Source organism: Mesorhizobium sp. P2_E6, assembly GCF_056403835.1.
The window spans coordinates 388,106-413,613 of record NZ_JBFUEQ010000001.1 but is presented as its reverse complement, the minus strand read 5'-3'; the positions used below and the strand labels follow the sequence as shown (position 1 = coordinate 413,613).

Below are 25,508 nucleotides of genomic sequence, written 5' to 3'. Positions count from 1 at the left end.
GATCACCGCAAGGAGCAGTCATGATCAAGGTCAAGCAGCTCGCTCACGTCTGCATCTTCGCCAATGATCTGGAGGCGACGCGAAGCTTCTATCGCGATGTCCTCGGTATGGACACCCAGTTCAATTTCCTGCGCGACGGCAAGATTTTCGGGTTCTACCTCGATTGCGGCGGTCGCAGCCATGTCGAGGTGTTCCAGAAGGACGGAGCCAGCTATGGCGACATGAACCAGATCAACCACTTCTGCCTCGAAGTGGAAGACATCGATGCAGCGATCGCCCATATCAGGTCGAAGGGCGTCGACGCCACGGCAAAGAAACTCGCCTGCGACGACACCTACCAGGCGTGGATTCGCGACCCCAACGGCGTGAAGATAGAACTGTTCGAGTATACCGAAAAAAGTGCGCAATTCGCCGGAGGCGATCGTATCGCCGACTGGTAATGGCGCCTGCCGCCCGATGGCCTTCGCGGTTACTTCAACTCGATTTCGATGAAGGCGTATTCGCCCTCATTGGCATTGATGACGTCGTGTTCGACGCCCTCCTTGCGGAAATAGGGCGCGCCCTTCTTCATCTCGGCGAAGGATTCGCCGTCCTTGGTCAACAGCTTCACCTTGCCGTCCATCAGCGGCACGACGACATAGTCGTGGCCGTGGCGGTGCCAGCCGGTGTTGTCGCCGGGCGCAAAGCGATACTCGGTGACGATGACACGCTCATTGTCGATGAAGACGGTGGCCTTCGCGGATCCGGTCATGGGCGTTCTCCTTGCTTCTCGTGACAACAGAAGACATGGAGTGCGCAGGCGTGAGGGCCAGAACCACCCACCGATGACGCCAACAAAAAGCCCGGCGCGAGGCCGGGCTTGATGTCAGGAATTTGGGACGGATCAGGCGAGGCTGCCATTGATCCAGTGCGACAGCGCGGTCTTGGGTGCGGCGCCAACCTTCATGTCGGCCACTTCGCCGCCCTTGAAGATCATCAGCGTTGGGATCGAGCGCACGCCGAACTGCGCGGCGAGCTCGGGATTCTCGTCGATGTTCAGCTTGGCGATCTTAACCTTGGCGCCAAGTTCGGTGGCGATGTCTTCGAGCGCCGGAGCGATCATCTTGCACGGACCGCACCATTCCGCCCAGAAATCGACGACGACCGGCACGTTGGCGTTAAGTACATCGGCCTGGAAATTGCTCTTGTCGACCTTGACGGTGGTCATGCGGAAAATCCTTTCGAAAGTTTTTGTCGCACCAAATGTGGTGGTGATCGCGCCCTTCTTCAAGCAGGTGTTGTGTCACGCTCCTGTGAGTCGAGCAAGGGCGTCATCCATGACACCGGCCGGCAGTTCGATCAGCCGCGGCGCTTCGGTGAAAAGCAAGGCCGCCTTGACCGCGCGTCCGGGATAAAGCGGCTGCAGCAGGGCGCGATAGAGCGCGAGCTGCAGGACATAGGCCGGCGGGACCTCGGCCAGGGAGGCGGGTGCCGGCCGGTTGGTCTTGTAGTCGACGATAGAGACCGCGTCCGGCGTCACCGCCAGCCGGTCGATCTTGCCCGAAATCGAGCGCTTTTTGCCCTTGACCTCCAGGCTGCCCATGATCGCGACCTCGGCACGCGACGATGGCGCAAACAGCGGACCGAGGCCGGGATCGGCGAGAATGGCGGTGACTGAGGCCAGGGCCTTTTCGCGCTCGCCGGCAGGCCATTGCCCTCCGGTGCGGGCGAGGTAGCGTTGCGCCGCGCCCTCGCGTTCGGCCTCGGCAATGCCCGGCAACATCTGCAGCAATTTGTGCAAAGCGAGCCCGCGCAGCACGGCAAAACCTGGCTCGGCATCGGCGTCGAGCACCGGCGACGCCTTGTCGACCACCGGTTCCTTGCCTTCGTCGATAAGCGCCGAGGCGCCAGATGGCGACAGCGGACGCGGCAAATCCTCGAAAGGCGGCAAGGGCCGGAACAGGGTCGCCGGCAATGGCCCGAAACTGCGCGCCTGCCGCGCCTGCTCGCTGGAAACCAACGCGACGGGCGGCAGCTTGGTGACGTGGAAACGATGCACCGGATCGCCGCCGGCTGGATGCGGGCGCTCCACGCTCTCGGGCGCACCGATCAACGCGCGGCTGACGATCGAGTGCCAGGTGCCGGTGTTCGGCGCCCGCTTGCCGTGGTACCCGCAGACGATCAGCCGATCCTCGGCGCGGGTCATGCCGACATAGAGCAGCCGGCGGTATTCGTCATCGGCAAGCTCCCGTGCCCGCACCGCCGCAGCCTTGGAAAAGCCGTTGGCGACGTCGCTGGCCGAGCGCCAGAGATAGCCCTTGCCGTCCCAGCCCGAGCCGTCGAAGGGCATCAAGCGCGGCAGATGCTGGTCGCTGAACGGCGCCGAACCGCCGTCGACCAGGAACACGACCGGCGCTTCGAGGCCCTTGGCCGCGTGCACGGTCATGACGCGGACCTCGTCGCGGGTCTGATCCATCTCGCGCTTGATCTCGGGGCCGGCATTCTCCAGCGTCGACAGGAAGGCTTCCAGCCCGGGCAGCCCGGTTCGCTCCTCCGCAAGGCAGAAGCTCAGGAACTCGTCGAGAATGTCGCCGGCCTCAGGCCCGAGCCGCGCGATCATCCTCTTGCGCACGCCATCGCGCGCCAACAGGCCGGCGTAAAACTCGAACACCGGCTTGAAGGCGGCCTCGTTCGTCCAGATGTCGAGCTGGGTGACGACCGCCGCCAAAGCCTCGCTCTCGCCGGCATGGGCGCGCAGCGATGCAAACAGGCCGGTCGGCCTCTCCACCGCAAGCGCAAAAAGCCCCTCCTCCGGCAGATCGAAGATCGGGCTGCGCAAAACGGCGGCGAGCGACAGATCGTCCTGCGGCTGGATGAGGAGATGGCCGAGCGCGATCAGGTCCTTGACCGCAATGTGTCCGGGCAGGCTCAACCGGTCGGCCCCGGCGACCGGAATGTCGCGGCGTTTGAGCGCCCTGGTCAGTGCATGGACGAAGCGATCGCGCTTGCGCACCAGCACCAGCACGTCGCCCGGCCGCAACCGCTTGCCACGGCCTTCGATGATCTCACCGGTGCCGATCCAGCCGGCAATGGTCGCGGCGACATGCTCGGCAACGCGCACCGCCGGCGCATGCGCATGGTCGATGGCTTGGGTCCAGTCGTCGGGCTCGTCGACGACGTCGGCACCGACCGACGGCCAGACCTCGACATAGCCCGGCGCATCGGTGCGGATCGCCTGGTGGCGCAGCGGATCAGGATCATGGCTGATGCCGCGTCGCACGACAGGATCGGCAAAGACGCGATCGACCGCGGTCAGAACATCGTCGGTCGAGCGGAACGACCAGGTCAGCTTGAGGTCGGCGAAGGACGCCTCGGCATCACGCACCCGTCCCGCGAACAACAGCCGGCTGTCGGCGAAGGAGTCCGGCGCGGCGCCCTGAAAGGAATAGATCGACTGCTTTTCGTCACCGACGGCAAAGATTGTGCGATGCACCCTGTCGCGGGCGCCGAAGCCGGCAAAGAACTCTTCCGCCAGCCGCTTCACCACTTCCCATTGATCCGGGCTGGTGTCCTGCGCCTCGTCGAGCAGGATGTGGTCGATGCCCTGGTCGAGCTTGTACTGCACCCAGGGGCCGGCGTCGGGCCGCGCCAGCAGATTGACCGTGCGGGTGATCAGGTCGTTGAAGTCGAGAAAGCCGCGGCTGCGCTTCAACACCTCGTAGCGGGCGATCAGCCAGTCGGCGATGGTCAACGCGGCGCGCGTGCCTTCCAGCATCCGGAACAGTGCCAGCCTGTCGACCGTTTCGACGATGGCATTGGCCGTCGAGAGATACCGTTCCGCCAGATCCGGCAGCCGATCGACCAGAGCCTTCTTGAAGGCATTGGCCGGATCGTAAGCGCTGCCATCGGTCTTGAGAAAGGCCCTCGCAAGCAGTTGCAGACGGCGAACCGGGTCGCTCTCGGCAAAAGCCTGACGCGCATAGGGCAAGATGTTGTTCAGCACCGTCCTGGCATCGGTGGCATCCGCGGCCTGGGCGAAGCCGGCAAAATAGTCGGGCAGGAAACCCGGTAACGGCCAGACCGATGCCGCTATGCCTTCGGCGGTCTGGCCGGGGCGGAAATGGAATTCATCGAATAGCGCCTGGAAACGCGTGCCATCGCGCCCAATCATGTCGATGAAATTGCGCAAGCCGTCGCGCTTACGCACGATCTCGCCCAGCAAGGCATCGAGCCCGGCTTCACCGCCACGATCGAGAATGGTGGCAAACGCCTCGGCCAGGTCCATGTCGCCGGCGGCCGTTCCGGAAATCATGTCGCGGCGCGCGGTGGCGAACAGCGACGCCTCCATCACCGGATCGAGCATTTCGAAATGCGCCGGGATGTTGGCCTCCAGCGGGAACTGGTGAAGCACCGATTCGCAGAAAGCGTGGATGGTCTGGATCTTCAGCCCGCCGGGCGTTTCCAGCGCCTCGGCAAACAGGCGCCGTGCCCGGCGCATGGTCTCAAGATCGGGCCGGCGGCCTTCCAGCGTTTCGACCCTTGCCGCAAGCTCCGCGTCGGCGAGTGCCGTCCACTCTGACAGTGTCGAAAACACCCGATTCGACATGTTGGCGGCGGCGGCGCGCGTATAGGTCAGGCACAGGATCTTCGACGGATCGGTGCCGCGCAGCAGCAGCCGGATGACGCGCTGGGCCAGCACATGGGTCTTGCCGGAGCCGGCATTGGCCGACACCCAGGCGGAATTCTGGGGGTCGGCGGCGCGGGCCTGGCTGGTCGCGGTGTCGCTGGGGATGGGATAGGCCTTTTTCATGCCTCCCCTCCCTCGTCGCCGGCATCGCCGCCGGCCGACCATTCGAGCACGCGGGCAAGATGGTCGTAATCGCCATCGGTCTCGCCTTCGCGAAACGGCAGCGCGCGCGACAGATAGCCGGTCGCCGGGTCGGCATAGTGGATCAGGAGCTTTTCCAGCCGCGCCCAGGCTTCTTCGGCGAGATCGGTGGCGGTGCGCGGCTGGCGATTGTGTTCGAGGATCGATTCCTCGAACACCTCGCCATTCGGCTTCAGGCGCACGAACGCCAGTTGCGAAGGTTCGCGCGTGCCCAGATCCTTGAAGGCGCCGCGCCTGAGCAGCGCGCCCTCCAGCGCCAGTTGCGGCGCAAGCAGGGTGTGCGCCTGCGCCTTGGATGGCGAGGAGCCTGTCTTGTAATCCAGTATGTCGGCCATGCCGCCGGCCAGCAGGTCGACGCGGTCGGCATAGCCGGACAGCGTCACGCCGGACTGGCCGACGACGGTCTTTCCGGCGCGTTCCTCGGCATGCCGCCGTATCACCGCGTCGGCGCGCGTGCGCTCCCACTCGATGATGTTGGCGGCGAGTTTTTCGAAACGCGGCCACCACACCGCCTCGACATCGGCGGGAAGTGCGGCTTCGGCAAAGCAGGCGCGGCCGGCAGCGATGAGGCCAGCGAGCGCGTCGGCTGCGCGCGGATCGGCAACGCGCGCCGAGAACAGATGCAGGATGGCGTGAAACAGCGTGCCGCGCTCGGCCGCACCGGGATCGCGAATGACCGGATCGAGCGGCATCAGGCCGAGAATTTTTCGTGCATAGACGGCGTAGGGATCACGGCGCAGGGTCTCGATCTCGGTGACCGAGAAATGGCTCGGGCGAACAGACAAAGGCGGTGTCGGCTGCGGCCGTGGCGCGAAATCCTGCCTTGGGCCGGTGTCGAGCGCGCGTGCCCAGGCGAGCAATTCTTCGCCGCGCCGGCGCAATTCAACCGCCTGGTCGTTGCCTATGAATGTGAGCAGGCGCTGCAGCCACCGCGACGGCACGGCAGGCGCGTCGCCGGCACGCGCCGAGCGGGCCAGCACCACCTTCTTCGCGCCCAAGGCCATCTGGAAATCATGCGCGGCAAGGCCGATGCGCCGTTCGGGTGGTTCGAGATCGATGCCGGTCTTCATTAGCCGCGACATGAAGCGGTCGCTCTCGGGCTTGCGCGGCCACACGCCCTCGTTGAGCCCGCCGATGACCAGCGTGTCTACATCCTGCAAGCGCGCTTCCAGCGCGCCCCAGATGGCGATGTTCCTGTCGGTTCCCTGTGCCGGCTTGACCGTTTCAGGCGCGATCAGCGCCGCCATCACGTCGGGCCACTCGTCCGCGGCGAATGAGAGCGGCGCGGAAGCCGCGACCAGCCCACGCAGCAATTCGGCAAGCTTCTCGCCGGCGTCACCCGCATAGAGCAAGCCAAGGCCGCCATCGGCGGTGCGGCCGAGATTTTCGAACGCCATGATGCTTGCTCCGACCAGCGCGCCAAGGCCGGCGTCCGCCTGGCCGCGAAACGCCGCGAGCGGCGCAAGCGCCTGTGTGAGACGTTCGAGCAAATTCTTCGCGGCTTCGATGGAACGCAGGGTGAGACGGGAAAACCAGAAGGGTTGCCGGCTGCCGCCGCCAAGGCCGGTGAGACGGGTTTCGAACAGTTCCGGTAGCGAAACGATGTCGGGGCGGCCAGTGCCGCCGCGCAGTGCCACCAGTTCGACCAGTTCTGCTGCGTGGCGCATATCGGCCCGTTCGAGGCCAAGCCCAAGCAGCGGATGCTTGAGCAGCGACAGCAGGCCTATGGGATCGCCTGGCCGAAACACCGCCTCGAGCGCCAGCCCGAGCAGGCTGGCCGCCGGGGTGTTGGCGAGCGGGGTGCCGCCGGAATCGTCGGCGACGACGCCGAACCGCAGGAGCTCGACCGAGACGCGCCGGGCCAGCGCGCGGTCGCCGGTCACGAGAGCCGCCCGTTGGCCCCGCTCCTCGACAGCGCGCTTGAGCGCGACGGCGATCGCGACCGCTTCATCGCGTTCGCTGGCGGCTTCGAGCAGCGTCACGCCGGCAAAGGCCCCGGCAATGTCGGAGGCTGAAAAGCCGTTGCGCGTCTCGGCCCACAATTCGGTGGTTTCGGCCGGCCGCAGCGCTTCGCCGACCAGGGCGGCGCGGAGCGCAAGCCGCGGCTCGGCCGTGCCGATCTCCTCGACATCGCCGCGCAGCACGCCGATCTTGCCGATCAGCCTGGCGAGACCGTATTGCGGGTGGCCGAGCACGGCCGGACGCGCGCCGGGCGCCGCGATTGCCTGGAACGACGCTTCGTCCAGCGTCCGGTCGAGACCGGGCAACACGATGGCGCCACCGGGCAAGCGGGCAATCGCGGCAAGCAACTCGGCCGTGGCCGGTATCGAGCCGGTCGAGCCCGCAGCGATGACCGGCCCGGCTGGCGGATTGCGCTGCAGCCGTGCGGCTTCAGCGCGGATCAGCGCGCTGCGATGTGCGGCCGGGTTGGAGCGATCGCGTTCTTCAAGGAATTTCGGCCACGCATCGGTGACGATGCCGAGAAATTCAAGCGTCACCTGCCACCATCCGGCAAGGTTACCGGTCACCAGGCCGGTGAGCTTGGCCCAATCCGTGCCTTCCGTCTCGATTTCGTCCATCAGCCGGGCGAGATCGCGCGACAGCCAGATCGCGTCGGCGGTAGAGGCAGGGATGACGATCTCCTCGGCGAAGAGCGCCGCGACATGCGCCGGCAGCCGGCGTTTCCAGGCGCGGACCAGCGGCGCCAGCAGCAACAGGCGTTCGCTTGCCGCAATCGGCGGCGCGAGGTCGATGGCGGCGGACGCCTCGGTTTCGAATGCAGCCTCATCCTCATCGAACTCGCCGAGCGGACGGATGACCGGCAGGATCGCCGACCCGCCGCCGCCGCGTGCCGCCAGGCTGTCGACGAAAACACCCCGCAAGGCGCGCGCCGCGCGCCGCGTCGGCACATAGATGGTGACGTCGGCCAACGCGAGCGGGTCGCCGTCAAACCGGAACCCCGGAACAAGGCGCCCGGCTAGCAGCGCCTCGGCAAGCGTCGGCAGGAACGGCGCTCCGGAGGGAATTGAGAAAACGCGGCTTGAGCCGCTCATTTCAACTCGGCTAGCGCGCCAGCCACGGCCGCTTCGGCGAGCGGAATGGCATCGGGCGTGCCGACGGTGATCCAATGACCCTGCATCGGCATGCCGAACAGCCGGCCGGCAGCAATGGCGGTGTCGAAATAGGCGTTGAGCGAGTGCGGCCCGGGCTGCGCATCCTCGAACAGGCGCGGATGCACGATCGCCGCTCCGGCATAGATCAGTCCGGCCGGATCACCTTTTGATCGCCGCAAGCCGCCATCCGGCGCCACCAGGAAATCGGTGCTGCCGCAGTGTCCGGTCGCCTGATGGAGATCCGCCAGCATCAGCAGAATATCCATTTTCGCCGCGTCCCACGCAAGGGCAAGACGGCCGAGATTGAGAGGACCCTGGTCGATCCAGAAGGTATCGGCGTTGAGGATGTAGAAGGGTTTTCCGCCCAGCTCGGGCAGCGCCTTGACGATGCCGCCGGCGGAATCGAGAAGCCGTTCGCTCTCGTCGGAAATGATGATCCGTGGCGCGCGGCGCGCCGCGACATGGGCAATGATCTGTTCGGGAAGATAATGGACGTTGACGACGGCCTTGCCGACACCGGCGGCGGCCAGGCTGTCGAGCCCCCAGTCGAGCAAGGTCTTGCCGGCGATCTTGACCAGCGGCTTGGGAATGGTGTCGGTGATCGGCCGCATGCGCTTGCCAAGCCCCGCGGCGAGCACGATTGCGGTGTCCGGTTTTGCTGTCACAGTGCCCGCTCCTCCAGCAAGCCGTTGGCGTTGTAGAACTCCCGCAGGCTGGCCAGCCCCGGATGAGACAGCGCCCGACGCAGATAATCGCGAATGCGCGGCAGGTGCTTCAGATAATATGGCTTGCCGTCGCGCTTTTCGAGGCGGACGAAGATGCCGAGGATCTTGGAGTTTCGCTGCGCCGCCATGATCGCGTAGGATTCCAGGAAGCCTTCTTCGTCGAAGGCGCCGGCTGCGTGGCGCGCCGCGACATAGGCGTCGAGCGTCTCTCTCTCGATCTCGGGCGACATCGTAACACGCGCGTCCATGGCGAGCGAGGCGACGTCATAGGCGCACGGACCGATCAGTGCGTCCTGGAAATCGACGATCCCGAGCCGATCATGCCCGGCGCGGTCGCCGCGCCAGATGATGTTGGGCGAATGGAAATCACGCAGCATCAGCGTGGTTTCGCGGCCTCGCAGCCGGTCGAGGAGCGCGTTCCATTGCTGGTGGTAACCGGCACGCAAGGCATCGCTGGCCGGGCTGCCTGATATGGCCGGCACGTACCAGTCTACCAGCAGATCGGCCTCGATCATCATCGCATCGCGGTCGAAAGGCGGCACGTCATGGAAGCCGCCCTGCCCCGTTGCCAGGCGCTGCGGCCAACTCCTGCCATGCATCATGGCCAGCAGTTCCGCCGCCGCCGCATAACGCTCGGCCACCGGCTGGCCATCGCCGTTGAGAAATCCTTCCGAACCAAGATGCTCGAGCAGCAGGAACCCCTGATTCTGGTCCTCGGCATGGATTTCCGGAACGCTGACCCCACCCGCCTTCAAAGCCCGGTCGATGGCGACGAAGGCGGAGACCGACTGCGCGGTATGAGCGATCTCGGCATAGGGCTTGCCGTCGCGGACCGGCGGCCCGAGCACCAGCCGCGGCGAGTTCATCAAGACCTGCGGCTTTCGGCCGGCAAGCGAGACAATCTCATAGGAGCGGGCCGAGGCATCGCCGATGAAATGGCGGCGCCTTGCTTCGCCCCAGCCGGCAGTTTGGAGAAAGTCGCGCATGGCCAGCGATCGCGCCACGCGGTCGAAGGCGGCGCCCTCGCCCGACAGCCGGGCCAGCCGTCCCTCGCCATGCTGGACGAGTTCGATCAGAACCGAGGTTTTCGGCAGGTAGCCTTCGGCTCGTTCGGGCCATTCGACCAGGGCAGCGCCTTGCGCCAGGGCTTCGTCGAAACCAAGTTCGTCAATCTCAGCCGCCGAGGACAGGCGGTAGAGATCGAAATGATGGACAGGGATGCGGGTGTCGTAGCTCTGCACCAGCGTGAAGGTCGGGCTTGGAACATCGAGACCGGCATCGTCGGCCAAAGCCCTGATCAACGCCCGCGCCAAGGTGGACTTGCCGGCGCCGAGGTCGCCCTTGAGCGCCAGGACGTCTCCTGGTCGCAAAGACAACGCCAGATCCTCGCCCAGCAATGCTGTCTGTGTCTCGTCGGCGAGTAAACGCTCCAGCACCAATCCCGTCATCGAGCGCGCTACTCGGCCGCGGCGCGGATGCCCGGCATGTCGGGAAAGGTGCAGATGACGGTCGTGCCCTTGTCCTTGCCGGTTTCGATGCGAACGCTGCCGCCATGCAGCTCGACAAAGCTCTTGACGATCGACAGGCCGAGACCGGCACCGCGCCGGCGGCCGCCATTGGCACGCGGCTCAAAACGGCGGAACACCGAATCGAGCAGATCCGGCGGCATGCCGGGGCCGTCGTCATGAACCGAGAATTCCACCCCGTCCGCCAGATGGCGGCAGGTTAGCCGGATGGTGCTGGCTTCCGGCGCATAGTTGGCGGCGTTGCTGAGCAGATTGTAGAGGATCTGGCGGACGCGGATCTCGTCGCCGTGGAACGTCTTCGGCGCAGCAGTGGCGTCAACCTCGAGCCTGATCGAATGCTCTTCCAGCCGGTCGGCCACCAGTTCGGCCGCGGCCGCGATGGTACGCTCGACATGCACCTCTGAAATGTCGAGCTGCATGATGCCGGCGTCGACCGTCGCCAGGTCGAGGATGTCGTTGACGATGGTGAGCAGGACCGAGGAGGACGATCCGACATGCTCGACATATTCGCGCTGCTTCTGCGTCAGCGGACCGGTCGCCGGCAGCGACAGAAGTTCGGTGAAGCCGATGATGTTGGTCAGCGGCGAGCGCAATTCATAGGAGACGTGCTGGACGAATTCGTTCTTGAGCTGATCGGATTTCTGCAGCGCTTCGTTCTTGTCCTTCAGCGCCCGCTCGACGTTGACGCTGTCGGTGACGTCGACGAAGGTCATCATCACTTGCCCGTTGGGCAGCGGGATCATGGCGTAGCTCAGCACATTGCCGTTGTTGAGTTCGGTCTGGCCGTGACGGTCGCGGCGCTCGTCGTCGAACCCGGTGATGGCGGCAACGAAACCCGGCCAGGGACTGTCCGCCGCCGCCTGCCGGTCGCAAAGGTCGCGGATCGCGGACACGTGCACATTGGGCTTAGCCGCATCGCCGCTCAGGCCCCAGAGCTTGGCAAAGGCAGGGTTCGACAGACGAAGCCTGCCATCGGGGCCGAACACCGCCACGCCTTCGGCAAGATTGTCGAGCGTCTCGCCCTGCACCCGCACCGCTGTCTGGTAGCGGCTTTCGAGGTCCATCTTCTCGGTCAGGTTCTCGAACACCCAGGTCACGCCGCCCTTGGGCTGCGGGTTGGCGACGACGCGGATGGTCTTGCCGTCCGGCAGATGCCACCAATGTTCCTGCGATTCGACGGCGCGGTAAGCGCCGAGCAGGCCTTCCTTCCAGCGGCGCCATTCCGGCTGTTCGGCGATCTTGCCCGAGCTGCGCAGCCGGTCGAGCAGCAGAGCATTGTCGGGAGCGCTGTGCAGGAAGCCGCTGTCGAGGCCCCACAGCTTCTGGAAAGCCTGGTTGAAGAACCGCAATTTCTCGTCGGTGTCGAAAATGGCGACAGCCGTGTTTAGCTGGTCGAGCGTGTCGGCGTGGCTCCTGACGGTCCGTTCGTACTCGCTGCGAACGGTCTCGATGGCGCTGGTGTCGCAGGCAAGGCCGGCCGAGCCATCCGCACCGGCAAAGTCGGTGACCGCAAACATACGGCGGTCGCCTTCGATCACGGTGGAAAGCGACTGCTCGAAGACCGGATGCGTCTTGTGCTGGGCGGCAATCGCATCGCGTGCCTGGCCGCCGAGGAACTCCTTTGCCTCGCGAACCGCAGCTTCGGCACTTTCGGCTTCGACCGCATCGGCATAGGCCCGGTTGACCCACTTCAGCCGCCCATCCTCGCTGCGAAGCCATGCCGGCATGTTCAACGCGTCGAGCAGGCCGATCATCGTGTCATGGTCGGCCGCCAGCCGCTGGTTCTCGATCTTCAGCCTAGCCTGGCTGCGCTGCGTCTCCGAGAGCGAGACGAAACGTACCAGCACGTGGGCTGCGCTTTTGCGGCCATGCACTTCGAGCGGTGCGCCGGCCTGCGATTCGATGACGAGGTCGAAGTGTTTCGCCTTCTCGCGCAATCCCGCGACGGCATGTTCGAGCGCCGCCGCCGAACGCGGCATCAGCCAGCGGCCGAAAGCAAGGAAAGCGGCCCGGTCCTCGGGAGCACCGCTTTCGACGGGCAATGTGCCGATAAGTTCGGGCTTCTTGTTTTCCGCGGCCCAGACGACCAGGCGCTGGTCGCGCAGATTGAGCAGCGCCTCCGAGCGCCGCAGGGCCGCGTTGATGTCGGCGAGGCGGCTCCTGAGTTCGACATTGTCCGCCGAGGTGCGGGCTCTTTCGCGGATGAGAACGATGGCCGACAGAAGTGCCGCGCCGGTCACGCCGACAAACACTGCAAGCTGCATGACCTCGATCGCGCTGATCGACATCCCGGCCGTGGTCACGCCGGCGGCTTCGGCATGCGCAACCGCATAGGCCAAGGGGCAGGCAAAAGCGGATGTGGCAAGGAACAGTGCCGCGCGAGCACGCCATGACAGGCTTCCGCCGTGCAAGGCGGAGCCAGTAACCCCCGAATCGTCTTGGCCGCCGGAAACGGCCCGTCCCGCTCTGTGCGGGTGTTGCCCCGGCATGTCTTGGTCCTCTCCGCCGCCTGAATGCAAGACCGCCCTGATGCGTGCCTCTCTTGATCCCCTCTCGGGCCGGAAGCGTCGCGAATCACCTGACAATAAACCCTCGCCGAATCGCCGTGAAGGCTGGCGGCGCGCAAAAATAAAGCCGGGCGAAAAGTCAATCGCCCGGCATCAATATCTGGTAGCAATTTTAGCTTTGGTTAATAGCGGTAGTGTTCCGGCTTGAATGGACCCTGCTGGGTCACGCCGATATAGGCAGCCTGCTCACCGGACAACTCGGTCAGGCGGGCGCCAAGCTTGTCGAGATGCAGGCGCGCGACCTTTTCATCGAGATGCTTGGGCAGGACATAGACCTGGTTCGCGTACTGGCCGGGCTTGGTGTAGAGCTCGATCTGGGCCAGCACCTGGTTGGTGAACGAGGCCGACATGACGAAGCTCGGATGACCGGTGGCGTTGCCGAGATTGAGCAGCCGGCCTTCCGACAGCAGGATCATCCGCTTGCCGTCCGGGAAGGTGATCATGTCGACCTGCGGCTTGACGTTGGTCCATTTGAGATTGCGCAGCGCGGCCACCTGGATCTCGTTGTCGAAGTGACCGATGTTGCCGACGATCACCATGTCCTTCATCGAGCGCATGTGGTCGAGGGTGACGACGTCCTTGTTGCCGGTGGTGGTGATGACGATGTCGGCGGTGGGCGCCGCATCTTCCAGCGTGACGACTTCAAAGCCGTCCATCGCCGCCTGCAGGGCGCAGATCGGGTCGACCTCGGTGACCTTGACGCGGGCGCCGGCGCCCTTGAGCGAGGCCGACGAGCCCTTGCCGACGTCGCCGTAGCCGCAGACGACCGCGACCTTGCCGGCCATCATGGTGTCGGTGCCCCGACGGATGCCGTCGACCAGCGATTCCTTGCAGCCATATTTGTTGTCGAATTTCGACTTGGTGACCGAGTCGTTGACGTTGATGGCGGGGAAGGGCAGCAGGCCCTTCTTCTGCAACTGGTAAAGCCGGTTGACGCCGGTGGTCGTCTCTTCTGTGACGCCGCGGATCGCTGCCTTCTGCTTGGTGAAGAAGCCGGGCGAAGCCTTCAGGCGCTTCTTGACCTGGGCATAGAAGTATTCCTCTTCCTCGCTCTGCGGGTTGGACAGCACGTCCTCGCCGGCCTCGGCGCGGGCGCCGATCAGGATGTACATGGTGGCGTCGCCGCCATCATCGAGGATCATGTTGGAGGTGCCGCCGTCGGCCCACTGGAAGATCTTGTCGGTGTAGTCCCAATACTCCTCGAGCGACTCGCCCTTGACGGCGAACACCGGGATACCCGCCTCGGCGATGGCCGCGGCCGCATGGTCCTGGGTCGAGAAGATGTTGCAGGAAGCCCACCGGATATCGGCGCCGAGCGCCTTCAGCGTCTCGATCAGCACCGCCGTCTGGATGGTCATGTGCAGCGAGCCGGTGATGCGCGCGCCCTTCAGCGGCTTCTTGTCGCCGAATTCCTCGCGGCTGGCCATCAGGCCCGGCATTTCGGTTTCGGCGATCTCGATTTCCTTGCGGCCCCAGCCGGCAAGCGAGATGTCGGCGACCACATAGTCCTTGCTACCCGTCATGGCAGTGCTCCGATGCGAATTGTTCTTGCTGCGAATTGGTTGCGGATGCGCCCACGCCGGTCGGCGCGTCGAAGGGCGCGAATTCCCGGTCTGACTAGCAGATCGGCGCTCGGACGACAATGGGATATAAAGAAATCTTTATCCCTGCATGTCCATCGGACATGCTTTGGCGATGTAGAGGATCAGCTTTCCTCGCCGAAGCGGGACGCCACCAATTGCTCCAGCGCGTCGATGACCTGCAGCGCCTGCGGCCCGCTGGCGGTGACACGGATCGAGTAGCCCGGGCTTGCCGCCAGCATCATCAGGCCCATGATCGAGGTGCCGCCGACCTTGACGCCATCCTTCTCGACATGCACCGAAGCGTCGAAGCCGCTCGCCAGTTGGACGAATTTCGCCGAGGCGCGCGCGTGCAGGCCGCGCTGGTTGATGATGGGAAAGTCCCGGACGATCTGATCTTCTTCCGGGGACAGCGCGTTCATTTGCTGCTCAAAAGCTGGCTGGCGACGTTGATGTATTTGCGGCCGGCCGCCTGTGCCTCGTCGAGTGCGGCCGCCATGTTGTCGCCCTTGCGGATCGAGGAGAGCTTGATCAGCATCGGCAGGTTCATGCCGGCGATCACCTCGGTGCGGCCGGACTCCATCACCGAAATGGCAAGGTTGGAAGGGGTGCCGCCGAACATGTCGGTCAGCACGATGACGCCCGTTCCGGTGTCGACACGGGCGACGGCGTCGACGATGTCGCGACGACGCTGCTCCATATCGTCATCGGCGCCGATCGCAACGGTTTCGAAATTGTCTTGTGGCCCGACGACATGTTCCACGGCATGTCGGAACTCGGCGGCCAGTTGACCGTGCGTTACAAGCACGAGTCCGATCATTCTTTGGTGGCTCCCGTCATCGCCGCTTCACAGGCGCATATTATGCTCGCCAGCCATTCCAGGCGGCGGGAGCGCTATCTTGTCGACGCGCGGCCGGTTGACAAGCCCCAAATTGCGCCGGCCCATGCCATTTTGACGCATTGCAGCAAGAAATCCCAAGCGGATCATAGAAAAGGCGCGATCGACAGCCGCGCCATCACGGCGGGCAGGGCAGTGGCGGCGTTGCGCTCGGCAAGATCGATACGCGGTACCGGGCAGCCTGCGACCGGCTCGCTTATTTCCTCCTGGAAACGGGCCATGTCTGCCTTTGGCACCAGCCTCACATGCAGGTCGATCACTCCCCCCGGCTCGAACGGCAGCGGGCACGGCATGAACCCAGGTACTTCGGCGAGACCGGCGATGGTCGCCGGCACGCGACAGACCAGCCGCCCGGCGCGGGCTGCGGCAAGCAGCCTGTCATCGCCGATCAGCCGCGAGAACAGCCCGCGCGCGCGGCAATGGTCCAGGAGTGTCAGCGCCAGCGTCGTCTTGCCGGCGCCGGACGGCCCGGTGATAAGGACGCCGCGCTCGCCGATCAGGATCGCGGTTCCGTGAATGTTTTCAGGCTGCGCAGCCGGATCAGGCACGATCTTGGCCAATCATGCATTTTGAATGAAGCATGAACTTGCCCGAAAACCGCTTCCCACTTTCCGGGATCATGCTTCGGCCGGTAGCGTCACGACAAAACGCGCACCCTTGATTTCGCCGGGCTTGGTGCCGGGGATGTTCTCGGCGGTCAAGGTGCCGCCATGGGCCTCGACGATCTGCCTGGATATCGACAGGCCAAGACCCGAATTCTGGCCGAACGCCTCGCCTGCGGGCCGGTCGGTGTAGAAACGTTCGAAGATGCGGTCGATGTTGTCGGCGCGGATGCCGGGACCATTGTCGTCGACGGTGACGATGTTGAACTTGCCCGCACGGGCCAGCGATACGCTGATGTGGCCATGGTCCTCGGGAACGAAGGAGCGGGCGTTCTCGATCAGGTTGGTGATGACCTGGCCGATGCGCAGATCATGACCGACGACCACATAGCCTTTGACGCCCTGCGGCAGCTTGGCGACCTTGAACTCGATCTCGACGGCCTTCTTGTTGCGCGTGGCTTCACGCGAAACGGCAACGAGATCGGTGATGAATTTCTTCAGGTCGACCGTCCCTGCATCTTCACGCGCCAGTTCGGCATCAAGACGGGAGGCGTCGGAAATATCGGTGATCAGCCGGTCCAGCCGCCTGACATCGTGCTGGATAATGTCCATCAGCCGGCTGCGCGAATTGTCGTTCTTGGCCAGCGGCAAGGTTTCCACCGCGCTGCGTAGCGAGGTCAGCGGGTTCTTCAATTCGTGCGACACGTCTGCCGCGAAGCTTTCGATCGCCTCGATGCGGGCATAGAGCGCGTTGGTCATGTCGCGTATGGCGATCGACAGATTGCCGATCTCATCCTGGCGGTCGGAAAAGTCCGGGATTTCCTCGCGGCTCTTGACGCCGCGCCGCACCCGCACGGCCGCCGCCGACAGCCGGCGCAGCGGATTGGCGATGGTGGAAGCGAGCAGCATCGACAGGATGGCGGTGACAAGCGCCGCGATGCCGAACACGCGCAGGATCGCCTTGCGCTCGGCGGCGACGATCTTGTCGATATCGCCGCCTTCGGTCGACAGCATCAGCACGCCGAGGACGGCGCGGAAGCGCTGGATCGGCACCGCCACCGAAACGATCTGCTCGCCCTGTTCCGAGACGCGCACGATGGTCGACGGGCTGCCGGTGAGCGCCTTGACCACTTCCGGGAAAGCGGCGCCATTGCCGCCCGGCTGCTCGTGATAGACCGGCAGCTCGGTGTTGCGGAAGAAATCGAAGACGAATTTCTGGATGCGCTCGACCAGATCGGGCTCTTCCTCTTCGACTGGCGGTAGGTCGTAGCGCAGGATCTGGCCGCGCGAATAGAGATGGCGCGAATCGAGCAGCAGATTGGCGTCGCGGTCATAGATGCGGGCGCGCGTCCGGGTCGGCGAGATCAGCCTTCTCAGCACCGGCGCGACACGTTCCGGGTTGATCGGGAAGTCGAGATTGTCGAGCTGGTCGGAGCCCGGCCCGAGGCTTTCCCCGGCCTGCAGCTCGAGCAGCTTTTCCGGGTCGATGCTGATCGAATCCGTCTCGACCGTCGCCGACGCGGCGATGGCACCGGCGATGATCTCGCCCTGGGTCATCAGGCTCTCGACCCGGGCGTCGATCAGCCCGTCACGGAAGGTGTTGAGATAGAGGATGCCGGTGACAAGGACGGCCAGGCCGGCGAGGTTGAGGAAGAGGATACGCCGCGTCAGGCTGGAAAAGATATGATGGCCGAGGAAGCGGCGCATCGGCACCGTGATTTTCGACAGGAATGACGGCATGATACGCGACGGCCGCCTCGCAGCGCCCGCCGGTCTTGCTCGCTGTGCTTCCACTGCCATCGAATAGCAGCTCCCGCCTAGTCTTTGCCTTGATGCATGTCGTTGTCCCAAAACCGGGCCCACTTTTGGGCGACATGCATTACCTTGCTTTGACGCATGTCGTTATCCCAAAACCGGGATCACTTTGGGCGACATGGATCGACTTACGCTTCGCGGAACCGGTATCCGACTCCGTAAAGGGTTTCGATCATCTCGAAGTCGTCGTCGACGGCCTTGAACTTCTTGCGCAGCCGCTTGATGTGGCTGTCGATGGTCCGGTCGTCGACATAGACCTGTTCATCATAGGCCGAATCCATCAGCGCATCACGGCTTTTTACGACACCAGGTCGCTGCGCCAGCGAGTGCAGGATCAGGAACTCGGTGACGGTCAACGTCACCGGCTCGCCCTTCCAGGTGCAGGTGTGGCGCTCCTGGTCCATGACCAGCTGGCCGCGCTCGAGCGACCGGGCCTGCTGGCTGGGCGTCTTTGCCGCGGCCTCGCGGGCACTGGCACGGCGCAGCACGGCGCGCACCCGCTCGACCAGCAGACGCTGCGAGAACGGCTTGCGGATGAAATCGTCGGCGCCCATCTTGAGGCCGAACAATTCGTCGATCTCGTCGTCCTTTGAGGTCAGGAAGATCACCGGAAGGTCGGACTTCTGGCGCATCCGGCGCAGCAGTTCCATGCCATCCATGCGCGGCATCTTGATGTCGAGGATGGCAAGGTTCGGCGGGCGTGCCGCCAGCCCTTCCAGCGCAGACGCACCATCCGTGTAGGTCTCGACGCGGTACCCCTCGGATTCGAGGGCGATCGACACCGATGTCAGAATGTTGCGGTCGTCATCGACAAGCGCGATTGTTGCCATTTCAAGCGGCTCCCTCATGAGCTGTCCCTTCTTTCGTAGAGAAGGGGCTTTTGCAGGACAAATTAGGTACAAAATGTGGCATAGGCCTTATCCGCTGTCACGCGCGGCTTGCCGGCGGCCACAATCCTACCCCGATATGGATTGGACGAACGAACACTGCCAATCCTTTGGGCAACCACCAAAGTTTTCGCACATATAAACGATTTAAACAACTTTCAAAATTTTTAAATCGATTAATGATTTGATATCATTTGGCTTTTCTGGTTCTGACGATCTCAGCCTGCTTGTGGGCATGCCGGAATATACGCCGGCAAAGACGCGGAAAACGAAGAGGGACACTTGATGTCGGAAGTCGGAAAACGCAATTCTGCCTGTGCGATCGATCATATCGGCCTGAAGACCACCGGCGTGGTGCGCTATAATTTCGGCGCGGCAGCCCTTTACGAGGAATCGATCCGGCGCGGCGAAGCCCGGCTCACCGCACATGGCGCACTGGTCGCCGAGACCGGCCAGCACACCGGTCGCTCGCCCAAGGACAAATTCGTCGTGCGCGACGGCGCAACCGAGCCGCATATCTGGTGGGACAACAACAAGGCGATCTCGCCGGCCCAGTTCGACCTTCTGCTTGCCGATTTCCGCGCGCATGCCGCGGACAAGGATCTTTACGTGCAGGATCTGGTCGGCGGCGCCGACGCAGGGCTGAAACTGCCGACCCGGGTGGTTACCGAAGTCGCCTGGCACTCGCTGTTCATCCGCAATCTGCTCATCCGCCCGGATGCCGCCGAGCTCGAGCATTTCGTGCCCGAGATGACCATCATCGACCTGCCGTCGTTCCGTGCCGATCCCGCCCGCCACGGCAGCCGTACCGAAACGGTGATCGCTGTCGACCTGACGCGCAAGATCGTGCTGATCGGCGGCACCTCCTATGCCGGCGAGATGAAGAAGTCGGTGTTCACCATGCTCAACTATCTGTTGCCGGCGAAAGGCGTGATGCCGATGCATTGCTCGGCCAACGAGGGTGCGAGCGGCGACGCCGCCGTCTTCTTCGGCCTGTCGGGGACCGGCAAGACCACGCTGTCGGCCGATCCGTCGCGCACGCTGATCGGCGACGACGAGCATGGCTGGGGACCGCACGGCATCTTCAATTTCGAAGGCGGCTGCTACGCCAAGACGATCAAGCTGTCGGCGGAAGCCGAGCCGGAAATCTTCGCCACCACGCAGCGCTTCGGCACAGTGCTGGAAAATGTCGTGCTCGACGCCGACGGCGTGCCGGATTTCAACGATGGAAGGCTCACCGAAAACACGCGCTGCGCCTATCCGCTGGATTTCATCCCCAATGCCAGCAAGACGGGACGCGCCAATCATCCGAAGAACATCATCATGCTGACCGCCGATGCCTTCGGCGTGATGCCGCCGATCGCCCGGCTGACCCCGGCGCAGGCGATGTATCATTTTCTGTCCGGCTACACCGCCAAGGTGGCCGGAACCGAAAAGGGCGTGACCGAACCCGAAGCGACGTTTTCGACCTGCTTTGGCGCGCCGTTCATGCCGCGCCATCCCTCGGAATACGGCAATTTGCTGCGCGAACTGATTGCCCGCCACGACGCCGACTGCTGGCTGGTCAACACCGGCTGGACCGGCGGCGCCTACGGTACCGGCAAGCGGATGCCGATCAAGGCAACGCGGGCATTGCTTGCGGCGGCACTCGACGGCTCGCTGAAGGCGGCCGAGTTCCGCACCGACCCTCATTTCGGTTTCGAGGTGCCGGTGGCGGTTCGCGGCGTCGACAGCGCCATTCTCGACCCGCGGTCGACCTGGGCCGACAAGGCGGGTTACGACCGGCAGGCGACAAGGCTGGTCGGCATGTTCGCCGTCAACTTCGAGAAATTCGAAAGCCATGTCGACGCCGTAGTGCTGGGTGCCGCGCCACGCATGCAGGAAGCGGCGGAGTAATCACGTCATTGGGCTGAACTCAGCCTGTCGTTGAAAGGCCCGGTTTCGATCGGGCCTTTTCTTTTTCGATCCGCCGCGCCATGACTGCGGCATGGCGAGCGACGACGACATCATCATTGCCGACGATGCGGTGATCCACCCGGGCGACCTGCACGAGGACTTCATCCGCTCGTCCGGTCCGGGCGGCCAGAACGTCAACAAGGTGGCGACGGCGGTGCAGCTGCGCTTCGACGCGGCCAACGCAGCAGGCCTTTCGGAGCGCGTGCGCGAGCGGACGATCAAGCTTGCCGGCCAGCGTGCCACCAAGGACGGCGTCATCGTCATCGAGGCAAGCCGCTTCCGCACGCAGGAACAGAACCGGGCGGACGCACGGGCAAGGCTAACGGCGCTGGTCGCCAAGGCCGCCGAGCCGCCACCGCCGCCACGCAAGAAGACGCGGCCGTCGAAGGGCGCGGTGGAGCGGCGGCTGAAGAGCAAGGCCGGACGCGGCACGATCAAGAAACTGCGCGGCCGGGTCGGCGACGACTAAGCCGTCGGAAGCGTCTGGACATACGGTTTTCGGGTCGCTGCGGGTGACCCGTCATGGCATCATGTTTTCGCACGACCAATGTGATTGAACAGCCTCATGCTCGTCCTGCCCAAAGGCGTCCGCCACATGCCGGCCTATCTGTCTCGCACCGTGCAGGAAACGCTGGTCGAGGCGGTGAGAGGCATCGTGCAGCAGGCGCCGCTGTTCGTGCCGGCGATGCCACGCACCGGCAAGGAGATGAGCGTGCGGATGACCAATTGCGGTCCGCTCGGTTGGGTCACCGACAAGGAGCATGGCTATCGCTACCAGCCGACGCATCCGGTGACCGGATTGCCGTGGCCGTCAATTCCGGACGGGCTGCTCGAGCTGTGGCGGCAGGTGTCGGGCTACCCACATCCGCCGGAAGCGTGCCTGGTCAATTTCTATACCCCGGAGGCCAAAATGGGCCTGCATCAGGACCGCGACGAGGCCGATTTTTCGGCACCGGTGGTTTCCGTTTCGCTGGGCGACGATTGCCTGTTCAGGGTCGGCCAGACGACGCGTGAGGGGGCGACGAGGTCGTTCAGGCTGAAAAGCGGCGACGTCGTGGTGCTCGGCGGCGAAGGACGCCTCAGCTTTCACGGCGTCGACCGCATCTACCCCTCGACCTCGGCACTGCTGAAGAATGGCGGCCGCATCAATCTGACGCTGCGGCGGGTGACGAAGCCAACCGCCGCCGCGACGAGCGACGTCTCAAGAGAAGGCCAATAGGCAATTCCAAGAAATTGACGCGCTGGGCGGACGTTCGTCACAGCTTCCTGAGCGCCACTTCCTCGATCAGGTGATCGGCGCCCTTGCGCAGGATGAGGTCGGCGCGAGCCCGCGTCGGCAGGATGTTCTCACGCAAATTTTTCAGATTGATGTTGGTCCAAAGGCCTTCGGCGATGGCGCGGGCCGAATCCTCCGAGAGCTGCGAATAGCGGTGAAAAAAGGAATCCGGATTGCGGAAGGCGGTCTCGCGCAACCGCATGAAACGGGCGGTGTACCATTGATGGATCAGTTTCTCGTCGGCATCGATATAGATGGCGAAGTCGAAGAAGTCCGACAGGAAGGGCACGATCTTGCCGTCCTGCGGCAGCTTGCCGGGCTGCAGGACATTGATGCCTTCGAAGATCAGGATGTCTGGGCGGTCGATGGTGACGAACTCGCCGGGAATGACGTCATAGGTCAGGTGCGAATAGACCGGCGCGCGGACATTGCGCTGCGCCGACTTGATGCCGGACAGGAAGCGCAGCAGCGCGCCGACATCGTAGCTATCGGGAAAACCCTTGCGCTCCATCAAATTTTCGCGGCGCAGCACCTCGTTGGGCAGCAGGAAGCCGTCGGTGGTGATGAGATCGACCTTGGGGCTCGACGGCCAGCGCGCAAGCAACTCCTTCAACACGCGCGCGGTGGTCGATTTGCCGACCGCGACGGAGCCGGCAATGCCGATGATGAACGGCGTCTTTTCCACGTCGACCGCGTTGAAGAAGGCCTGGCGTTGCCTGAACAGCAGCTGGCTCGCTTCGACATGCGCCGATAAGAGCCGCGACAGCGAGAGGTAGATGCGCTTGACCTCTTCGAGGTCGACCGGGTCGTTGAGCGAGCGCAGGCGGCGGAATTCATCCTCGCTCAGCGTCAGCGGCGTGTCGGCGCGGAATTGCGACCATTGCTCGGCGGAGAAGAAACGAAAGGGAGAATATTTCTCGGTCGGCGCGAGCTGATCCATCGAGATACCTGCCCTCCCTCACGGTCAGCCCTTGGGCCGTGACGCCTTCTCGGCAATGCCCGAACGACCGGTGCGGTCTTCGAGTTCCCTGAGCACGCCGCTCAACGGAACCCCTGAGATGCCGAGAACGACGAGCCAATGATATATAAGATCGGCACTTTCCGAAACGAGAGCCTGTTTGTCGCCCTTGACGGCGGCAATCACCGTCTCGACCGCCTCTTCGCCGAGCTTCTGCGCCGCCTTGTCGATGCCGCGTGCGAACAGCTTTGCCGTCCAAGACTCCGGGTCACCGGAATGGGCGCGTTCCCTGACGATTTTTTCCAGATCGGAGAGCGAAAACTCGGTCATGGCGCCTAGAGCCTTTTCTTAGCCGGAAAGCCTCTAGGGCCGATCCGCGGGCGAGTCCAGCCGCATCGGCAGCCCGGCCTGGGCCATATGCGCCTTGGCCTGCCCTATCGTGTAGGTGCCGAAATGGAAGATCGAAGCGGCCAGCACCGCGCCGGCATGACCGTCGCGAATGCCTTCGACCATGTGATCGAGCGTGCCGACGCCGCCGGAAGCGATGACCGGCGCGCGCACCGCATCCGCAATCGCACGGGTCAGTGCGATGTCGTAGCCAGCCTTGGTGCCATCCCGGTCCATCGAGGTCAGCAGGATTTCGCCGGCGCCGCGATCGACCATCAGCCGAGCGAATTCGACCGCATCGATGCCGGTTTTTTCGCGCCCGCCATGGGTGAAGATCTCCCAGCGGTCGGCTTCGCCGGCGCCGGATACTTTCTTGGCGTCGATGGCGACGACGATGCACTGGTTGCCGAACTTGTCGGCGGCCTCGGCGACGAAATCCGGGTTCTTCACCGCCGCCGTGTTGATCGACACCTTGTCGGCGCCGGCCAAAAGCAGCTTCCTGATGTCGGCGACCTGGCGCACGCCACCGCCGACCGTCAGCGGCATGAAGCACTGTTCGGCGGTGCGGGCGACGACGTCGAAGATGGTCTCGCGATTGTCCGATGAAGCCGTTATGTCGAGGAAGCAGAGCTCGTCGGCGCCGGCCGCGTCGTAGGCCTTGGCCGCCTCGACCGGATCGCCGGCGTCGATGAGATCGACGAAGTTGACGCCCTTGACGACACGGCCGTTCTTGACGTCGAGGCACGGAATGACACGGGCTTTCAGCATCACCTTCCCTCTATCGTGGCGATGAGATCGTTGAGCAGCTGGCCGACCAGCGGTGGAACATCGCCCTTGGCGTCGAAGGCCGGATCGTAGGCGGAAACGGTGATGCCGACGACCGGCAACGCAAGCGCCATGGTGCAAGCCGCGCCGCGCAGCTGTTCCGGGTTCGGCCCGCCCGAACTGACGTAACGGTTGGCCTGCAGTTCCTCCGGATCGTGCACGTCCAGATCGAGATGCATGTGAATGCGTTTGGCGCCGGCGGCCTTCAGCTTTTCGGTCGCCTGGGCCACTCCAGGACATTCCGTTCGAAGGATCGGCAATGTCTCGAGAAGCTGTTTTTCAGCCGGATCGAGATCGCGTGCGTTGACGAGCACGCAACGTGACGGATCGATCGGCTGGAAGCCGGGAATGGCCGCCGCCATCGGGCGCCAGCACAGGCCGAGCACGGTCGCCAGCGCCATGCCGTCGAGAAAGCCATAGACGGATGTCTCGGGCGTGTTGAGATCGCCATGCTGGTCGGCCCAGATGATCGCATCGGCACCTTCGCCAGCGACCGCGCCGGCGCTGGTCAGGCAATTTCCTGAGAGAACGATGGGAAAGCGGCCGCTGTCGCGAGCAAGGCGAACCATGGCGGCTACCGCGTTGCAGACGGCAAAGCCGGTGGCGATTTCGCGCTCCTGGACGTCGCCTACCCTGCCTATGTCTTCGACGACAACGTGATGACCGGCTATGGTCAGGGCTTCGACCAGCCCGCCGGATATCAACGCATCGGGACCCTGGCCCATGCCGCCATGATAGTGGCCGCTGTCATAGGACGCCAGGACGATGGAGATCTTCACCGCTGCGTCTCCACCGCCGGCCTGCCTTGCAGGATCGCCAGCGCCTCGGCCGGATCGATGCGGCCGTCATAGAGCGCCCGGCCGGAGATCGCGCCTTCGAGCTTCTGCGCATCGGGCATGGTCATACGCACGATGTCGGCGATCGAGGCGAGGCCGCCGGACGCAATGACGGGAATGGACACGGCGTCGGCGAGGTCGATGGTGGCATCCCAGTTGATGCCGGTCAGCACGCCGTCGCGGTCGATGTCGGTGTAGATGATGGCGGCGACGCCGGCACCTTCGAATTTCTTCGCCAGTTCGATAACACCGAGGCTCGATGCCTCGGCCCAGCCCTCGACGGCGACCTTGCCGCCCTTGGCGTCAATGCCGACGGCCACCTTGCCAGGAAAAGCCTTGCAGGCCTGCTTGACCAGATCGGGATCGCGCACCGCCACCGTGCCGAGGATGACACGGGCGAGCCCGCGGTCGAGCCAGTCTTCGATCTGCTCCAGCGTGCGGATGCCACCGCCGAGCTGGACCGGGTTCTTGGTCGCCTTGAGGATGGCTCCGACCGCCGCGCTGTTGACGCTCTGGCCCTTGAAGGCGCCATTGAGGTCGACGACATGCAGCCATTCGAAGCCCTGTTGCTCGAAGGCTTTTGCCTGGGCGGCCGGGTCGTCGTTGTAGATGGTCGCGGTCGCCATGTCGCCGTGCTTCAGGCGCACGCACTGGCCGTCCTTGAGATCGATGGCTGGAAACAGGATCAAT

General features: G+C 64.3%; 22 protein-coding genes. 4 read left to right on the top strand and 18 right to left on the bottom strand.

Annotated features, from left to right (window positions below; translation table 11 throughout):
• Window positions 1–20: 20 nt before the first annotated feature.
• Complete coding sequence (locus tag AC1D08_RS01985; protein WP_457150079.1) at window positions 21–440, top strand: VOC family protein; 420 nt, start codon at window positions 21–23, stop codon at window positions 438–440.
• Between the two features lie 29 nt (window positions 441–469).
• Here AC1D08_RS01985 and AC1D08_RS01980 read toward each other — a convergent pair whose 3' ends face one another.
• From AC1D08_RS01980 to AC1D08_RS01920, 13 genes are all read right to left on the bottom strand, one after another.
• Complete coding sequence (locus AC1D08_RS01980) at window positions 470–751, bottom strand: cupin domain-containing protein (protein WP_095083181.1); 282 nt, start codon at window positions 749–751, stop codon at window positions 470–472.
• Between the two features lie 132 nt (window positions 752–883).
• The gene (trxA, locus tag AC1D08_RS01975; RefSeq protein WP_013891648.1) at window positions 884–1,207 is read right to left on the bottom strand and encodes a thioredoxin; all 324 of its coding nucleotides are present in this window, start codon (window positions 1,205–1,207) and stop codon (window positions 884–886) included.
• A 75-nt stretch (window positions 1,208–1,282) separates the two neighbouring features.
• Entirely contained in the window at window positions 1,283–4,789 is a 3,507-nt protein-coding gene (gene addA, locus AC1D08_RS01970; protein WP_457150078.1) for a double-strand break repair helicase AddA, read from the bottom strand.
• Complete coding sequence (addB, locus tag AC1D08_RS01965) at window positions 4,786–7,920, bottom strand: double-strand break repair protein AddB (RefSeq protein WP_457150077.1); 3,135 nt, start codon at window positions 7,918–7,920, stop codon at window positions 4,786–4,788. The genes addA and addB overlap by 4 nt, the downstream gene beginning before the upstream one ends.
• A complete protein-coding gene (locus AC1D08_RS01960) occupies window positions 7,917–8,645 on the bottom strand; it encodes a nucleotidyltransferase family protein (protein ID WP_457150076.1) in 729 nt (242 codons plus the stop codon). The genes addB and AC1D08_RS01960 overlap by 4 nt, the downstream gene beginning before the upstream one ends.
• On the bottom strand, window positions 8,642–10,153 hold the full coding sequence (tsaE, locus tag AC1D08_RS01955) for a tRNA (adenosine(37)-N6)-threonylcarbamoyltransferase complex ATPase subunit type 1 TsaE (protein ID WP_457150075.1): 1,512 nt from the start codon (window positions 10,151–10,153) through the stop codon (window positions 8,642–8,644). The genes AC1D08_RS01960 and tsaE overlap by 4 nt, the downstream gene beginning before the upstream one ends.
• 8 nt (window positions 10,154–10,161) lie before the next feature.
• Window positions 10,162–12,720 (bottom strand): sensor histidine kinase, encoded by a 2,559-nt coding sequence (locus tag AC1D08_RS01950; RefSeq protein WP_457150074.1) that lies wholly within the window; start codon window positions 12,718–12,720, stop codon window positions 10,162–10,164.
• 200 nt (window positions 12,721–12,920) lie between these two features.
• Window positions 12,921–14,321 (bottom strand): adenosylhomocysteinase, encoded by a 1,401-nt coding sequence (ahcY, locus tag AC1D08_RS01945; protein WP_095083195.1) that lies wholly within the window; start codon window positions 14,319–14,321, stop codon window positions 12,921–12,923.
• Between the two features lie 182 nt (window positions 14,322–14,503).
• Window positions 14,504–14,800, bottom strand: a complete 297-nt coding sequence (locus tag AC1D08_RS01940) for an HPr family phosphocarrier protein (RefSeq protein WP_095083198.1) — start codon at window positions 14,798–14,800, stop codon at window positions 14,504–14,506.
• Entirely contained in the window at window positions 14,797–15,198 is a 402-nt protein-coding gene (locus tag AC1D08_RS01935) for a PTS sugar transporter subunit IIA (protein ID WP_056589309.1), read from the bottom strand. Before AC1D08_RS01935 ends, AC1D08_RS01940 begins: the two co-directional genes overlap by 4 nt.
• Before the next feature lie 164 nt (window positions 15,199–15,362).
• Window positions 15,363–15,824: an HPr kinase/phosphorylase gene (locus AC1D08_RS01930; RefSeq protein ID WP_457150073.1), complete on the bottom strand. Its 462-nt coding sequence runs from the start codon at window positions 15,822–15,824 to the stop codon at window positions 15,363–15,365.
• 69 nt (window positions 15,825–15,893) lie between these two features.
• Window positions 15,894–17,678 carry a stimulus-sensing domain-containing protein gene (locus tag AC1D08_RS01925; protein WP_457150072.1) on the bottom strand — a complete coding sequence of 595 codons (1,785 nt, stop codon included), beginning with the start codon at window positions 17,676–17,678 and terminating at the stop codon, window positions 15,894–15,896.
• Window positions 17,679–17,821: 143 nt separating this feature from the next.
• On the bottom strand, window positions 17,822–18,523 hold the full coding sequence (locus tag AC1D08_RS01920) for a response regulator transcription factor (protein WP_013528337.1): 702 nt from the start codon (window positions 18,521–18,523) through the stop codon (window positions 17,822–17,824).
• 342 nt (window positions 18,524–18,865) lie between these two features.
• Between AC1D08_RS01920 and AC1D08_RS01915 the strand changes: the two genes are divergently transcribed.
• The 3 genes from AC1D08_RS01915 to AC1D08_RS01905 all read left to right on the top strand — a co-directional run bounded on the left by AC1D08_RS01915 (window position 18,866) and on the right by AC1D08_RS01905 (window position 21,755).
• The gene (locus AC1D08_RS01915; protein ID WP_457150071.1) at window positions 18,866–20,476 is read left to right on the top strand and encodes a phosphoenolpyruvate carboxykinase; all 1,611 of its coding nucleotides are present in this window, start codon (window positions 18,866–18,868) and stop codon (window positions 20,474–20,476) included.
• A gap of 91 nt (window positions 20,477–20,567) precedes the next feature.
• Window positions 20,568–21,005: an alternative ribosome rescue aminoacyl-tRNA hydrolase ArfB gene (gene arfB / locus AC1D08_RS01910; protein WP_457150070.1), complete on the top strand. Its 438-nt coding sequence runs from the start codon at window positions 20,568–20,570 to the stop codon at window positions 21,003–21,005.
• Window positions 21,006–21,101: 96 nt separating this feature from the next.
• Window positions 21,102–21,755 carry an alpha-ketoglutarate-dependent dioxygenase AlkB family protein gene (locus AC1D08_RS01905; RefSeq protein ID WP_477422636.1) on the top strand — a complete coding sequence of 218 codons (654 nt, stop codon included), beginning with the start codon at window positions 21,102–21,104 and terminating at the stop codon, window positions 21,753–21,755.
• Window positions 21,756–21,792: 37 nt separating this feature from the next.
• Here AC1D08_RS01905 and coaA read toward each other — a convergent pair whose 3' ends face one another.
• The 5 genes from coaA to hisA are packed head-to-tail and all read right to left on the bottom strand — an operon-like array spanning window position 21,793 to window position 25,507.
• The gene (gene coaA / locus AC1D08_RS01900; RefSeq protein ID WP_095083214.1) at window positions 21,793–22,752 is read right to left on the bottom strand and encodes a type I pantothenate kinase; all 960 of its coding nucleotides are present in this window, start codon (window positions 22,750–22,752) and stop codon (window positions 21,793–21,795) included.
• A 24-nt stretch (window positions 22,753–22,776) separates the two neighbouring features.
• On the bottom strand, window positions 22,777–23,100 hold the full coding sequence (locus AC1D08_RS01895; protein ID WP_457150067.1) for a phosphoribosyl-ATP diphosphatase: 324 nt from the start codon (window positions 23,098–23,100) through the stop codon (window positions 22,777–22,779).
• A 33-nt stretch (window positions 23,101–23,133) separates the two neighbouring features.
• Window positions 23,134–23,925 (bottom strand): imidazole glycerol phosphate synthase subunit HisF, encoded by a 792-nt coding sequence (hisF, locus tag AC1D08_RS01890; protein ID WP_095083224.1) that lies wholly within the window; start codon window positions 23,923–23,925, stop codon window positions 23,134–23,136.
• Window positions 23,925–24,761: an arginase family protein gene (locus AC1D08_RS01885; RefSeq protein WP_457150066.1), complete on the bottom strand. Its 837-nt coding sequence runs from the start codon at window positions 24,759–24,761 to the stop codon at window positions 23,925–23,927. The genes hisF and AC1D08_RS01885 overlap by 1 nt, the downstream gene beginning before the upstream one ends.
• A complete protein-coding gene (hisA, locus tag AC1D08_RS01880; protein ID WP_095083228.1) occupies window positions 24,758–25,507 on the bottom strand; it encodes a 1-(5-phosphoribosyl)-5-[(5-phosphoribosylamino)methylideneamino]imidazole-4-carboxamide isomerase in 750 nt (249 codons plus the stop codon). Before hisA ends, AC1D08_RS01885 begins: the two co-directional genes overlap by 4 nt.
• Window position 25,508 lies beyond the last annotated feature (1 nt).